13 protein-coding genes are annotated in these 13,662 nt (G+C 56.0%); 4 read left to right on the top strand and 9 right to left on the bottom strand.

Annotation, left to right across the window (positions count from 1 at the left end; all coding sequences use genetic code 11):
- Positions 1–10: 10 nt before the first annotated feature.
- Positions 11–715, top strand: a complete 705-nt coding sequence (locus tag IAE27_RS25010; RefSeq protein ID WP_004100449.1) for a Bax inhibitor-1 family protein — start codon at positions 11–13, stop codon at positions 713–715.
- A gap of 281 nt (positions 716–996) precedes the next feature.
- Here IAE27_RS25010 and IAE27_RS25005 read toward each other — a convergent pair whose 3' ends face one another.
- The 3 genes from IAE27_RS25005 to IAE27_RS24995 are packed head-to-tail and all read right to left on the bottom strand — an operon-like array spanning position 997 to position 3,955.
- A complete protein-coding gene (locus IAE27_RS25005) occupies positions 997–1,965 on the bottom strand; it encodes a lysylphosphatidylglycerol synthase transmembrane domain-containing protein (protein ID WP_004111555.1) in 969 nt (322 codons plus the stop codon).
- The gene (clsB, locus tag IAE27_RS25000) at positions 1,965–3,209 is read right to left on the bottom strand and encodes a cardiolipin synthase ClsB (RefSeq protein WP_004100455.1); all 1,245 of its coding nucleotides are present in this window, start codon (positions 3,207–3,209) and stop codon (positions 1,965–1,967) included. The genes IAE27_RS25005 and clsB overlap by 1 nt, the downstream gene beginning before the upstream one ends.
- Entirely contained in the window at positions 3,206–3,955 is a 750-nt protein-coding gene (locus tag IAE27_RS24995; protein ID WP_004100457.1) for an endonuclease/exonuclease/phosphatase family protein, read from the bottom strand. The genes clsB and IAE27_RS24995 overlap by 4 nt, the downstream gene beginning before the upstream one ends.
- 143 nt (positions 3,956–4,098) lie before the next feature.
- Here IAE27_RS24995 and IAE27_RS24990 point away from each other — a divergent pair, with 143 nt between their 5' ends.
- On the top strand, positions 4,099–4,509 hold the full coding sequence (locus tag IAE27_RS24990) for a YbhQ family protein (protein ID WP_004100459.1): 411 nt from the start codon (positions 4,099–4,101) through the stop codon (positions 4,507–4,509).
- Here IAE27_RS24990 and IAE27_RS24985 read toward each other — a convergent pair.
- From IAE27_RS24985 to IAE27_RS24960, 6 genes are all read right to left on the bottom strand, one after another.
- Positions 4,471–5,577 (bottom strand): ABC transporter permease, encoded by a 1,107-nt coding sequence (locus tag IAE27_RS24985; protein WP_154022901.1) that lies wholly within the window; start codon positions 5,575–5,577, stop codon positions 4,471–4,473. The genes IAE27_RS24990 and IAE27_RS24985 overlap by 39 nt on opposite strands.
- Before the next feature lie 91 nt (positions 5,578–5,668).
- On the bottom strand, positions 5,669–6,826 hold the full coding sequence (locus tag IAE27_RS24980) for an ABC transporter permease (protein ID WP_050544730.1): 1,158 nt from the start codon (positions 6,824–6,826) through the stop codon (positions 5,669–5,671).
- On the bottom strand, positions 6,792–8,531 hold the full coding sequence (locus tag IAE27_RS24975; RefSeq protein WP_064372300.1) for an ATP-binding cassette domain-containing protein: 1,740 nt from the start codon (positions 8,529–8,531) through the stop codon (positions 6,792–6,794). The genes IAE27_RS24980 and IAE27_RS24975 overlap by 35 nt, the downstream gene beginning before the upstream one ends.
- Positions 8,528–9,520, bottom strand: a complete 993-nt coding sequence (gene hlyD / locus IAE27_RS24970; RefSeq protein ID WP_004100466.1) for a secretion protein HlyD — start codon at positions 9,518–9,520, stop codon at positions 8,528–8,530. The genes IAE27_RS24975 and hlyD overlap by 4 nt, the downstream gene beginning before the upstream one ends.
- Positions 9,517–10,194: a transcriptional regulator CecR gene (cecR, locus tag IAE27_RS24965; protein ID WP_004111560.1), complete on the bottom strand. Its 678-nt coding sequence runs from the start codon at positions 10,192–10,194 to the stop codon at positions 9,517–9,519. Before cecR ends, hlyD begins: the two co-directional genes overlap by 4 nt.
- Positions 10,195–10,265: 71 nt before the next feature.
- Positions 10,266–11,189: a LysR substrate-binding domain-containing protein gene (locus IAE27_RS24960; RefSeq protein WP_070556192.1), complete on the bottom strand. Its 924-nt coding sequence runs from the start codon at positions 11,187–11,189 to the stop codon at positions 10,266–10,268.
- A 341-nt stretch (positions 11,190–11,530) separates the two neighbouring features.
- Between IAE27_RS24960 and IAE27_RS24955 the strand changes: the two genes are divergently transcribed.
- Both IAE27_RS24955 and IAE27_RS24950 read left to right on the top strand, forming a co-directional pair.
- A complete protein-coding gene (locus IAE27_RS24955) occupies positions 11,531–12,862 on the top strand; it encodes an MFS transporter (RefSeq protein WP_004111568.1) in 1,332 nt (443 codons plus the stop codon).
- Positions 12,863–12,912: 50 nt separating this feature from the next.
- Positions 12,913–13,662: an SDR family NAD(P)-dependent oxidoreductase gene (locus IAE27_RS24950; protein ID WP_004100470.1), complete on the top strand. Its 750-nt coding sequence runs from the start codon at positions 12,913–12,915 to the stop codon at positions 13,660–13,662.

Raw genomic sequence — 13,662 nt, 5'->3', positions numbered from 1 at the left:
GGAGACAGTCATGGATAGATATCCTCGTTCCGGTACCATCGTCCAGGGGCGCAGCGGGCTACAAACTTATATGGCGCAGGTATACGGCTGGATGACGGTCGGGCTGCTGCTCACGGCGTTTATCGCGTGGTTTGCCGCTAACACCCCGGCGGTGATGATGTTTGTTTTTTCCAGCAAAATTACCTTTTTTGGGCTAATTATCGCCCAGTTGGGGTTGGTGTTCGTGCTCTCGGGCATGGTGCAGCGCCTCAGCGCCGGTATGGCGACGACCCTGTTTATGCTCTATTCGGCGCTAACCGGACTCACCTTATCCAGTATATTCCTCGTCTATACCTACTCATCGATCGCCAGTACCTTCGTGGTTGCCGGCGGGATGTTTGGCGTGATGAGCCTTTACGGCTATACCACTAAACGCGATCTGAGCGGCTTCGGCAATATGCTGTTTATGGCGCTCATCGGTATCGTGCTGGCGTCGCTGGTTAACTTCTGGCTCAAGAGTGAAGCGCTGATGTGGGCGGTGACCTATATCGGGGTGATCGTATTCGTCGGCCTGACCGCCTATGACACCCAGAAGCTGAAAAATATCGGCGAGCAGATTGACGTTCGCGATACGTCGACGCTGCGCAAATACTCGATTCTCGGGGCTCTGACGCTGTATCTGGACTTTATCAACCTGTTCCTGATGCTGCTGCGCATTTTCGGCAACCGTCGTTAATTCGTTCCCGGATGGCGGCGCGATGCGCTTATCCGGGCTACCAGACCGCTGAAAACGATGAACCTGTAGCTTTGGTCAGAAGCAAAGTTTCCCGGAGGCGATGCTGCGCATCTGTCCGGGCTACCGGATCTCAGACGGTGGTGAACTTGTAGCCCGGTCAGCGAAGCGCCTCCGGGAAAGTTCATCAACGGAGGAGTGGATAAAATAGCGGCAGATATCCACGATATCTACCAAACCGCATGAAACTGCAGCCCCGGTCAGCATCCGCGACCGGGGCTTTTTTACTTCTCACCCGCCAGCTTGCGCTGGTTTTTCGCCCGCAGATGCTTTGCCCGGCTCTCCAGAATCAGGTAGCCGATGGTCGCCAGCAGCAGCGGCAGGAAGTAGTACAGCGCGCGATAGGCGAGCAGGGCGGCGATGATCGCGCCGCGCGAAATCTCTTCGCCGGAAAGCATGGCGATAAACACCGCCTCAAGCACGCCAATCCCTGCCGGAATATGCACGATGACTCCCGCAATGCTGCTGACCAGCAGCACGCCGAGCACGAGGAAATAGTCCACCTGCGGCCCCAGCAGGAGCCAGATAATCGCCCCCATCGCCATCCAGTTCAGGCTGGAAACCGCCATCTGCAATATCGCGAAGCGCCAGGAGGGCAGAACCAGCCGCTGGCCTTTTATCGTCAGATGGCGCTTTTTAGCAAAGGCGCAGGCCCATAAATAGAACGCGGAAATCAGCAGCAAAATGACGCCGAGAATTTGCAGCGACGACTGACTGATATACCAGCGCTCGGGCACCTTCACCATGCCGGAGCTAAAAATGATGCCGCCGAGCAGAATATAGCCCAGCCAGTTGGTGGTAATGCTCAGCGAAAAAATTCGGGTAATGGTTGCGCCGCTCAGGCCGAGGCGCGAGTAGAGCCGATAGCGCATACCAATCCCACCCACCCAGGTGCTGAGCGTCAGGTTAAAGGCATAGCAAATAAACGACACCAGCATCACCTGGCGTTTAGCCAGCTTGTGGCCGCAGTAGGCGCGTCCCAGCAGGTCGTAGCAGCCATAGATCAGGTAGCTGGCGATAACCAGGCCTATGGCGCTGAGCAGCGCCGTACGGTTGTAATCACGAATCACTTTCCACACTTCCTGCCAGTCGATTTTCTGTGCGTAAACGACCAGCAGCACAACGACGGCGATAAAAAAGAGCACCGTCAGGATTTTTTTCGCCATCCGCCAGCGAGGGTGAGATTTCGCCATCAGGATTTGACCTCCTGGTTTTCCGGGTCCACGCGATCCTGGGTTTCAATTTCTGGCTGAACCGGAGGCTGAACGCGCGACAGCAGGGGCGTATGGGCCGGAAGCCATCCGACCCACGCGGGGAAGTGGCGCAGGAAGTGGAACGCCAGCACGCTAATCCCGAGCCGCCACCAGGTTCGTTTCGACAAAATGCGCTTATCCACTTCGCGGCAGTCGTTGGCGATTAAGCCATTGAGATTATCGCGCAACGTCTGGTTGAATTCGCGGTCGTGTATCACCAGGTTGGCTTCCAGATTGAGTGACAGGCTGAGCGGGTCGAGGTTGCTGGAGCCGACGGTGGCCCAGTGGTCGTCCGCCAGCGCCACTTTGCCGTGCAGCGGACGGCGGCGATATTCAAAAATCTGCACGCCGCCTTTGACCAGGTAGTGGTACAGCAGTCGTGCGCCGAATTTAACAATCGGGATATCCGGTTCGCCCTGGACAATAAGCTTGACGCGGACGCCGCGGCGGGCAGCGTTGCGCATCGCATGCAGCAGCCGATAGCCGGGGAAAAAGTAGGCGTTGGCGATAATCACTTCCCGGCGGGCGGTGGTCAGCATTTTCAGATAGTGGCGTTCGATATCATCGCGATGATCCTGATTATCCCGCCAGATAAACAGCGCCTGAGCCTCGCCGGGATTGCGGTTGACTTCGGGCTTATGCCGACGGCGGCGCCACCAGCGGCGGGTGGCTTCGCTGGTGGGCAGGTTTTCCAGTTCAAACTGCAGAATGTCGAGCACCACCGGCCCTTCAACCTGCACGGCGTAGTCCTGTTTGGCCTCGGGACCGTAATCGGTCATATGCTCGGCGGAGTAGTTAATGCCGCCGACAAAGGCGGTAACGTCGTCGATCACCACGATTTTACGATGCATGCGGCGGAATAAATTGGTGCGCATGCCGAGCAGCCGCGGGCGCGGATCGTAGTAGCGAAAAATCACCCCGGCCGACGTCAGTTCGCCCACAAAGCTTTCGCTCAAATCCGGAGAGCCGTAACCGTCCAGTAGGACTTCTACGCGCACGCCGCGCTGGGCCGCTTTGAGCAACACGGCATGCAGCTGCTTGCCGACGTCATCCTCGAACCAGATAAAGGATTCCAGAATCACCCGCTGCTGCGCGCGATCAATAGCGGCAAATAATGCCGGATAATAGTTATCGCCATTTTCTAATAGCCGAATGCGGTTTCCTTCCTGCCAGCTGCATTTCACAGATGTATCTCCACGCTAAGCGGTGCATGATCGGACAAATGACGCCACTGTTTTAACGCCAGCGCTTTTGGCTGGCTGGCATGGGCGTTTTTTACGTATATGCGGTCGAGGCGCAGCAGAGGGAAACTGACCGGGAAAGTTCGCGCCGGGCGCCCTCTGGCGCGGGTAAAAATCTCCTCCAGCCCGGCCTGGGCTTTAAGCTGGCGGTTAGCCTGCTGCTGCCAGTCGTTAAAATCACCGGCCACTACCACCGGCTCGCCCGCGGGCAAACCGTTTACCCAGTCCGCCAGCATCGTCAGCTGGGCCTGGCGCTGATGAGAACGCAGACCCAGATGCGCGCAGATCACATGGATAGCGATCCCGCTTTCGGGCGGGACGATGCGGCAATAGAGCAGGCCGCGCTTTTCGCTGTTGCCGACCGAAACATCCAGATTTTGATAATGTTCTATAGGAAAGCGAGAAAGTACCGCGTTGCCGTGATGCCCTTCCGGATAAACCGCATTGCGACCGTAGGCGTAATCGCTCCACATGGTATCGGCAAGAAATTCATAGTGGGTCGTATCCGGCCAGTTTTCGATATGCAGCGGATGAATTTCATGCGCACCCATCACCTCCTGCAGGCAAACAATGTCGGCGCTGACGCTACGCACCGCTTCGCGCAGCTCGGGTAAAATAAAGCGGCGATTGAAGGCAGTGAACCCTTTATGAGTGTTAATTGTCAGCACGTTTAGCGAAAATCGCGGCATTTGGTTGTCCTTATTTCTCTGGGCAATGTCACTTTCCTGTAGGAAATAGTGTAGTAGAGGTCACAAAAAGATGCGGTGATACGGAATTTTCCGTAAAGTGCGGTACTCTGAGTAGCAGAGAAAAATCCTTCAGGAGAGAAGCCATGAAGTGGCAACAACGTGTACGCGTCGCAACGGGTCTTAGTTGCTGGCAGATTATGTTGCATCTACTGGTCGTGGCAGTACTGGTGATGGGTTGGATGAGCGGCGCGCTGGTGCGCGTCGGATTAGGTTTGTGCGTGCTGTACGGCGTCACGTTACTGTCGATGCTGTTCTTGCAGCGTCACCACGATGAGCGCTGGCGCGACGTCGGTGATTTCCTTGAGGAGCTCACCACCACCTGGTACTTCGGCGCGGCGGTAATCGTGCTGTGGCTGCTGTCGCGCGTGCTGCACAACAACCTGCTGTTAGCCCTCGCCGGGCTGGCCATACTGGCAGGTCCGGCGGTGGTTTCACTGCTGGCGAAAGATAAAAAACTACGCGATCTTTCTTCGGAACATCGTATACGCCGCTGAGCCGGTGGTGGCCGCTATGACCAGTAGCGGCCACAAACTTCCCCACACAATTTCCAGACTCGCATCCTTCAGATAGATCTGTTTGGTGATATCGGTAAAGTGACGTATCGGGTTTATCCACGTCAAATCCTGCAGCCATTGCGGCATATTCTCCACCGGCGAAACGTAGCCCGAGAGCAGAATTGCCGGCATCATAAAGACGAACACGCCGATAAACGCCTGCTGCTGCGTGGAGCACAGTGACGAAATCAGCAGGCCGAATCCTACCAGCGACAGGCCGTAGACAATCATCGTAAAGTAAAACAGCAGCAGCGAGCCGGCAAAGGGGATTTGATAGGCCCAGATACCAATTCCCAGCACGATGGTGGCCTGCAGGGTCGCGACGATTAGCGCCGGCACCGCTTTACCGATAAAGATCTGCCAGGTTGCCAGCGGCGAGACCAGCAGCTGATCGAGCGTACCCTGTTCGCGCTCGCGGGCAACGGAGAGCGAGGTGACGATCATCACGCCGATGGTGGTGATCATGGCGATTAGCGACGGCACGACGAACCATTTGTAATCGAGATTCGGGTTATACCAGTTGCGTACCACCAGCTCGCTGTTGTTTGGTTTGGCTTTGTCTTCCATTAACGCCTGCTGATAGTTTTTGACGATCTGCTGGAGATAGTTCGCGGCGATCTGCGCGCTGTTGGAGTTGCGCCCATCAAGCAACAGCTGGAGAGGGGCGGTCTGCCAGGTATCGAGGTTGCGCGAAAAATCTGCCGGGAATCGCACGACCAGCAGCGCCTTTTGTTCGTCAATGGTCGGTCTTATCTCCTGAGGGCTTTTCAGCAGCAGGACGTGGGTGAAGGCTTTAGCGCGGGCAAAGCGCTGGGTCAGCTCCACGGCGTGCTTGCCGTTGTCTTCGTTATAGATGGCGATGGTGGCGTTAGTCACCTCCAGCGTGGCGGCAAAGGGGAACAGCAGCACCTGAATGAGTACTGGCATAATTAAAATCGCCCGCGTCTGCGGTTCACGCAGCAGCGACTGTAGCTCTTTGCGGATTAACGTCCATAAGCGATGAAACATCTCATATTCTCTCTTTGTGATCCCCGGATTGCGCTGCGCTTATCCGGGCTACCCGTTTGCCAGCCCTTGTACCGGGGGGCGCGCAGGCAAATTAATCCAGACGTCGTTTGGTTTTCAGCCACGTCAGGCCGATAAACATCACCGCCGAGGCGATCAGGAACAGCACGTTCACCAACAGCACCACCGGGATATTGCCCGCCAGAAACAGGCTTTGCAGAGTGCTGACAAAATAGCGCGCCGGGATCACGTAGGTCACGGCGCGAATTATCGCCGGCATGCTGTCTATCTGAAAAATAAATCCGGAGAGCATGATTGACGGCAGGAACGCGGCATTCAGCGCGACCTGCGCGGCGTTAAACTGGTTACGGGTGATGGTGGAAATCAGCAGCCCCATGCCCAGGGTACTCAGCAAAAACAGGCTGGTAATAAAAAACAGAATCACCAGCGAACCGCGGAACGGCACGCCGAGAATAAACACCGCCACCAGCATACACAGCAGCATCGCCAGCATGCCGAGGAAATAGTAGGGGATCAGCTTGCACAGCAGCAGCTCGGCGCGGGTAATTTCGGTCGACAGCAGCGCTTCCATCGTGCCGCGTTCCCACTCGCGGGCCACCACCAGCGACGTCAGGATCGCGCCGACCACCGTCATAATGATGGTAATCGCGCCGGGGATAATAAAATGCTGGCTGATGGCGGCCGGGTTAAACCAGTAGCGCATCTGCACGTCGATCAGCGGCTCGAAGGTTTCACCGCGATCTTCCGCCCGCTGCTGCTGCCAGATTTGCCAGATGCCTTCGACGTAGCCCTGGGCGAAGTTAGCGGTATTGGGTTCGCTGCCGTCGGTGATGAGCTGGATCGGCGCGTCGTCGCCGGGACGGGCCATCTTCTGGTCGAAGTCCACCGGTAGGGTGACCAGGGCGCGAATGCGTCCCGCCTGCATCATCTGCACCAGTTCCTGGCGGTTATCGCTGATGGTGGCGTCAATATAGGGGGAGCCGGTCATGGTATGGACAAAATCCAGCGCCTCTTCGCTCTGCTGCTCCAGCAGCACGCCCACCCGCAGCTTGCTGGAGTCGAGGTTAATCCCGTAGCCAAAAATGAACAGCAGCAGCAGGGGGATCACCACCGCAATCAGCCAGCTGCTGGGGTCGCGGACGATCTGCCGCGTCTCTTTCACGCACAGGGCGCGTACGCGCCGCCACGATAGCAGTTTAGCGTTCACCGGCGTTCTCCTTATCCCAGTCATGGATGAGGGTGATAAATGCCTGCTCCATCGTCGGGTCTGGCTGTTTTTCATCCGCTGCCAGCGCCTTCAGATCGTCCGGCGTGCCGCTGGCGATCAATTTGCCGTGATAGACCAGACCGATACGATCGCAATACTCCGCCTCATCCATAAAGTGGGTGGTCACCATCACCGTGACGCCTTTATCGACCATGCTGTTGATATGCAGCCAGAACTCGCGGCGGGTGAGGGGATCGACGCCGGAAGTGGGTTCGTCAAGAAACAGGATATCCGGCTCATGCATCAGCGAGCAGGCCAGCGCCAGGCGTTGTTTATAGCCAAGCGGCAGATCGTCGGCGGCCTGCCTGGCGATGCTTTTCAGGCCGAACGCCTCGCTCATGCTGGCGATTTTGTCGTTCTGCGCCCGTCCGCGCAGGCCGTATACGCCGGAGAAGAAGCGCAGGTTCTGCTCAACGGAAAGGTTACCGTACAGCGAGAACTTCTGCGCCATATAGCCCAGATGCTGACGCGCTTTGCCGGAGCTGACCTTCAGGTCCATCCCCAGAACCAGCGCTTTACCGGAGGTGGGGACCAGCAGGCCGCACATCATCTTAAAAGTGGTAGACTTACCCGCGCCGTTAGGCCCGAGAAGGCCGAAAATCTCCCCACGTTTAACCTGAAAATCGACGTGATCGGTAGCGGCGAAATCGCCGAATTTCTTGGTCAGGGTCTGCGCTTCAATCACCGTGTCCTCATGGGAGCCTTCCACCGTATGGATAATTTTGCCCAGCGGCGATTCGGCGGTACCGGCACCGCCGAGCAGGTCGATAAAGGCGTCTTCAAAACGCGGCGCGGTTTCAGCGACCTCCAGCGGCGGCATATCGGCAGCGTTCCGTACTTCGCTGATGCTGGCCTCTTTTTTAATGATCAGGCGTACCGATTTACCCTGAATGACGCCATCGCTGACCTGCGGCAGCTTCAGGGTGCGCTGGAGCAGGCGGCGGTTATTCTCCCGGGAACTGGAAATCAAAAAACTGCGTCCCGCCATGGTTTGCGTCAGCTCTTTTGGCGCCCCCTGGTAAAGCAGCTGGCCCTCGTTCATCAACAGAACGTCCCGGCACTGCTCGGCCTCGTCGAGGTAGGAGGTGCTCCAGAGGATCAGCATCCCGTCGCCCGCCAGCTCGTGTACCATCTGCCACAGCTCGCGGCGTGAGATGGGGTCGACGCCGACGCCGGGTTCATCCAGCAGCAGCACCTTCGGCTCGCCGACGAGGGTACAGGCCAGGCCGAGTTTCTGCTTCATGCCGCCGGAAAGCTTACCCGCCAGCCGGCCGGTAAAGGGGCCGAGAGAGGTAAACTCCAGCAGCCGGGCGAAGGTTTTCTCCCGCGCCTCGCCGGTCACGCTGCGCAGGTCGGCGTAGAGCGTGAGATTTTCCATCACCGTCAGATCTTCATACAGACCGAATTTTTGCGGCATATAGCCGAGCACCGCGTGCAGGGCGCTATCGTCAGCAATCGGGTCGAAGCCGATCACCTTTGCGCTGCCTGCGTCGGGCTTCAGCAGCCCGGCGAGCATGCGCATCAGGGTGGTTTTTCCGGCGCCATCCGGGCCCACCAGACCGGTCACATAGCCGGAGTGAATGGTGCAGTCCAGCGGCGCGACGGCCGGGCGGTCCATCCCGGCAAAGCTCCGGGTCAGGCCGCTCAGCGTAATCACGTCTTCGCTCATTGGCCGTTTCCATGACTGAAGGCCACGGTGACCGGCATCCCCTGACGCAGCGCGTCGTCGGCATCGGTGACCACAATTCGCAGGCGATAAACCAGATCGGTGCGCAGGTCCGGGGTTTCCACGGTTTTCGGCGTGAATTCAGCGGTAGGGGAGACGAAGCCGATTTTGCCGCGATAGGGTTTATCCGGGCGACTATCGGTGTAAAGCAGCACTTCGCGCCCCGGCTGGGCCTGGCCCAGGTTGGTTTCATCGATGTAGGCGCGTACCCATACCGGATGGGTTAACGACAGCGTCATTACGGTACCGCCCGCGCTAAGCATGCTGCCCGGCTCGACGGCGCGGGTCATCAGCGTTCCGTCGGACGGCGAGGTCAACGTGGTATCGTGCAGGTCCAGCTTCGCCTGCGCCAGCGCGGCCTGCGCCTGTTCGAGGCTGGCTCTGGCCTGGGCGATTTCCTGCGGACGGTTCCCCGCGCGATACTGGCGCAGCTTATCCTGCGCGGATTTCAGCGTCGCCTGGGCCTGATCGCGCGAGGAGCGGGCGTTTTCCAGATCGTTCGCGGAGATGGCGCTGCTTTTGCGTAGCCCCAGCTGGCGCTGATAGAAGTTCTGCGCATAGTCGTAAGCCGCCTGCGCCTGGTTGACCGCGGCGGCGGCCTGGGCAATCTCCTCCGAGCGATATCCCGCCATCATCAGGTCGTACTGCGCCTGGGCGGTGGAAACGTTGGCTTGCGCCTGCTGCAGGGCGTTTTCGTAGGGCGCGCGATCAAGCTCGCCCAGCGTCTGCCCGGCTTTTATCGCATCGCCCTCGTCGACGCTGAGCGATGCCAGCCGTCCGCCCACGCGAAAGCTCAGGTTAACGGTGCGAATATCCACGTTGCCATAAAGCGTGAGCTCTTTTTGCTGGCTGCTCTGGTACCACCACCAGCCTCCGCCAATGACAGCGGCCAGCAGGAGAAGCAGCACAACGACGATGAGCGGTTTTTTCATGACTCCAGACCCCTTTGCGATAATCCTTCCAGAACGAAATCTATATGGCAGGTAATAACTTCAAAAATTTGCTCGGTTTTTTGCCGATCGAATTCAGCCCAGCCCGCGCGGCGCAGCACCGTTTCCCGACCAAGACGAAAGGCGAGCACTTCGCCAAGTAGCGCGTGCGTGTGCAGCACCATCTGCGTGCTGTCAGCGTTAAGGCCGGTATAAGCGGCGATTAAACGGGTCAGGTAGCAGTGTAGCGGAGCAATGACCTGATCGTGGATAAGCCGGTAGGCCGCAGTCGGCGATAGCTGTTCGCGGGAGATAAATTTACTCAAGTTAACCGTATCATCCTGGGTCAGCAGCAAAATCATATTCTGACAGGCGCGCAGAATCAGAGTGCGCATGGCGGCTTTGTCCGGAAGAGGCTGAGCGAATAGCGCTTCCGCCGCCTGCGCGTGGGGGCGGAAATTGTGCTCGATAAAATCGGCGATCCACTGGGCGCAGGCGAGATAGAGATCGTCCTTAGAACCAAAATAGTAGGCGATCGCAGCGATATTCTGCCCGGCCTGGGCGGCAATATCGCGGGTCGTGGCGTGCAGGCCGTATTCGCCGAACTGGGCGATAGCGGCGGCGATGAGCTGGCTTTTCGCCTGCTCTCCCTTGCTGGTAGTCGGTGTGGTGGTCATCGCGCTGAAAGAGTTAATCAATCGATTGATTAACTCTAGGCGCAGGTTGCCGCTTTGTCCAGCGTCGACGGTTAGATATGAAATCCCTCATGACTGAGCTCTTCGGCAACCCAGTTAAAAAAGATCTTCACTTTCTCTTTTTGCTCGTTAGGGTGCGGCAAAACGAAGTGATGGGCGTTAACCGGCATACTCGCGTCGCTGGAAAAAACCGGCTCGAGGTGCCGTTGTCGAACGCTCTGACCGGCCAGCAAATTACTCTCAAGAATAATGCCCATACCCATGCGCGCGGCCTCAATGCTCATATAGGAACGGTCAAAATTAAAAATAAAGCTTTTATTCCAGCCGCGAACCTTGTGCCAGGATAACCAGTTGCTCCAGCCGATCAGCGTGCTGTCGGAGTGGATAAGATCGCAGGTCAGTAAGTCTTCAATGGTCTGAACTTCGCGGCTGGCTAAATAAGTTGATGAGCTATAGGGGAGCATGCGTTCATTTTTTATGGTTTTGACCACCAGAGTCGGCCATTGTGAGAGCCCGTGGCGAATATCGATATCAATATTATCGCGGGAGAACTGGATACTTTCATAAGAGCAGGTCAGGCTAATTTTAAGCTCGGGCCAGGCCTGGCGAAATTTGTTCAGGCGGGGCATCAGCCACAGGAGCCCAAAGCTGGGCGCGGAGTGAATGCGTAAATAATCCTGATGGATATCGTTAATCACCTGATTGGTGGCCTGGCCAATAATATTTAACGCTCCGGAAACCTCTTTAAGATATTTTTCACCAATTGCGGTTAACACCATGCCTTTACTGCTGCGGGAAAATATTTTCTTTCCGAGATACTGTTCCAGGCTGGCTATCTGATGGCTGACCGCTGAGGCCGTAATATTGAGATTCTCTGCGGCCAGATTGAGACTGCCGGTATCCGCTACTTCAATAAATGCCTGAATATTGCGTAAGGAGGGCATCGGTAAACTTTTATTTTGCAGCGGCTGATTCATCATTTCTCCCGCAAATAGAAAATGTCTGGTGGTATTATTTTTACTTCGCAAGAAGCTACGCTCGTCCTTATCTCCACAATGGCACATCAGCATAACATAGAGACAAAATAAGTAATGGCGTAATTCGTGATGAAGTTAACAGTTTTAGGGCGAGGGATGCCAGGCAACATAATTCGCAGGAATTTGCGTGCAGTCACGAAGCAAATTTTTCTCACTCATAATTGAGGTTTTTTGAATACCCTTTCCTTTTTGGGTTGTTATATTGCAACCACAGGCCTGATACCAAGGCGCGATGCGGTAAGGTTCGCGACAAAAACATAAAACAATAATGAGGATACCCTATGTCACGTATAGATACTGTTGTCTGTACTGACGCCAGGAAAACAAAATATCGTTTCGTGGTTTTGACGATGATTTTTCTGGTGTATGCCATAAATTACGCTGACAGAACGAATATCGGCGCGGTGCTGCCGTTTATCATTGATGAGTTTCATATCAATAACTTTGAAGCCGGGGCCATCGCCAGCATGTTTTTTTTGGGCTATGCGGTAAGCCAGATCCCGGCAGGATTCTTTATTGCCAAACGCGGGACCCGGGGGTTGGTTTCGCTATCCATTTTCGGCTTTTCCGCTTTTACCTGGCTGATGGGCACCGTGAGCTCCGTTTTTGGTCTGAAAATGGTGCGTCTGGGACTGGGTCTTAGCGAAGGGCCGTGCCCGGTAGGACTGGCTTCAACCATTAATAATTGGTTCCCGCCGAAAGAGAAAGCCACGGCGACGGGCGTTTACATTGCAGCCACCATGTTTGCGCCGATCATCGTTCCGCCGCTGGCGGTGTGGATTGCGGTAACCTGGGGGTGGCGGTGGGTCTTTTTCTCCTTTGCGATACCGGGGATTGTGGCGGCGATAGCGTGGTACCTGTTGGTTAAGTCAAAACCCTCAGAAAGCGGATTTGTCTCACCTGCCGAACTGGAAGAGATCAATGCCGGGCGTGAAACCGATAATAACCTTGTGCGCGAAAATATCTTAATTGCCAATCGTTTTACCTGGCTGGATACAATTATTCGAGTGAAGAAAATGGCGCCTATCGATACGGCGAAAGGATTATTTACCTCAAAAAATATTCTCGGTGACTGTCTGGCCTATTTTATGATGGTTAGCGTACTGTACGGATTATTAACCTGGATCCCGCTGTATTTAGTCAAAGAGCGCGGTTTTGATGTGATGAGCATGGGCTTTGTGGCAAGTATGCCGTGCATCGGCGGTTTTATTGGCGCGATCGCCGGAGGGTGGATTTCAGATAAAGTATTAGGCCGTCGGCGTAAACCCACCATGATGTTTACCGCTATTTCAACGGTGGTCATGATGTTAATCATGCTGAATATTCCAGCGAGTACCCTGGCGGTCTGCATTGGTTTGTTCTTCGTCGGCTTTTGTTTAAATATCGGCTGGCCGGCTTTTACCGCTTACGGTATGGCCGTTTCGGACAGTAAAACCTATCCGATCGCCTCTTCTATTATTAATAGCGGTGGCAACCTTGGCGGATTTGTTGCCCCGATGGCTGCGGGATTTTTACTGGACCAGACCGGCAGCTTTAATTCTGTATTTACTTATTTTGGTATCTGCGCAGCAATTGGTTTGCTGGTTATTCTCTTTCTCGATGAGCCACAATAACGGAAATATATCCTGTTAATTAATATGACGTAACGTCATGGAGTAAAATTATGTTATTAAAAGATAAAGTCGCCATTATTACTGGCGCGGCCTCCGCACGCGGTTTGGGTTTTGCTACCGCGAAGTTATTTGCCGAAAACGGCGCTAAAGTGGTCATTATCGACCTCAATGGCGAAGCCAGCAAAGCCGCGGCGACGGCATTAGGCGAAGGCCATCTCGGGCTGGCGGCAAACGTCGCCGATGAAGTTCAGGTTCAGGCGGCAATGGAACAGATTCTGGCGAAATATGGTCGGGTAGACGTGCTGGTGAATAACGCCGGTATCACCCAGCCGCTGAAGCTGATGGACATTAAACGTGCCAACTATGACGCGGTATTGGATGTCAGCCTGCGCGGTACGCTGCTGATGTCGCAGGCGGTTATCCCGGCGATGCGGGCGCAAAAATCGGGCAGCATTGTCTGTATCTCGTCGGTTTCAGCCCAGCGCGGCGGCGGTATCTTCGGCGGCCCGCACTACAGTGCGGCAAAGGCCGGAGTGCTTGGCCTGGCGCGAGCGATGGCCCGCGAGCTGGGTCCGGACAACGTCCGCGTCAACTGCATTACCCCGGGGCTGATCCAGACCGATATCACCGCCGGTAAGCTGACCGACGAAATGACGGCCAACATCCTCGCCGGAATCCCGATGAACCGCCTCGGCGATGCGGTTGACATCGCGCGCGCCGCGCTATTCCTCGGCAGCGATCTCTCTTCCTACTCTACCGGTATCACCCTTGACGTAAACGGCGGCATGTTAATCCACTAA

This window comes from Klebsiella sp. S69 (genome assembly GCF_016516145.1).
Lineage (GTDB): Bacteria > Pseudomonadota > Gammaproteobacteria > Enterobacterales > Enterobacteriaceae > Klebsiella > Klebsiella oxytoca.
The sequence above is the reverse complement of the archived record's forward strand: the minus strand, read 5'-3'. Positions and strand labels throughout refer to the sequence as shown.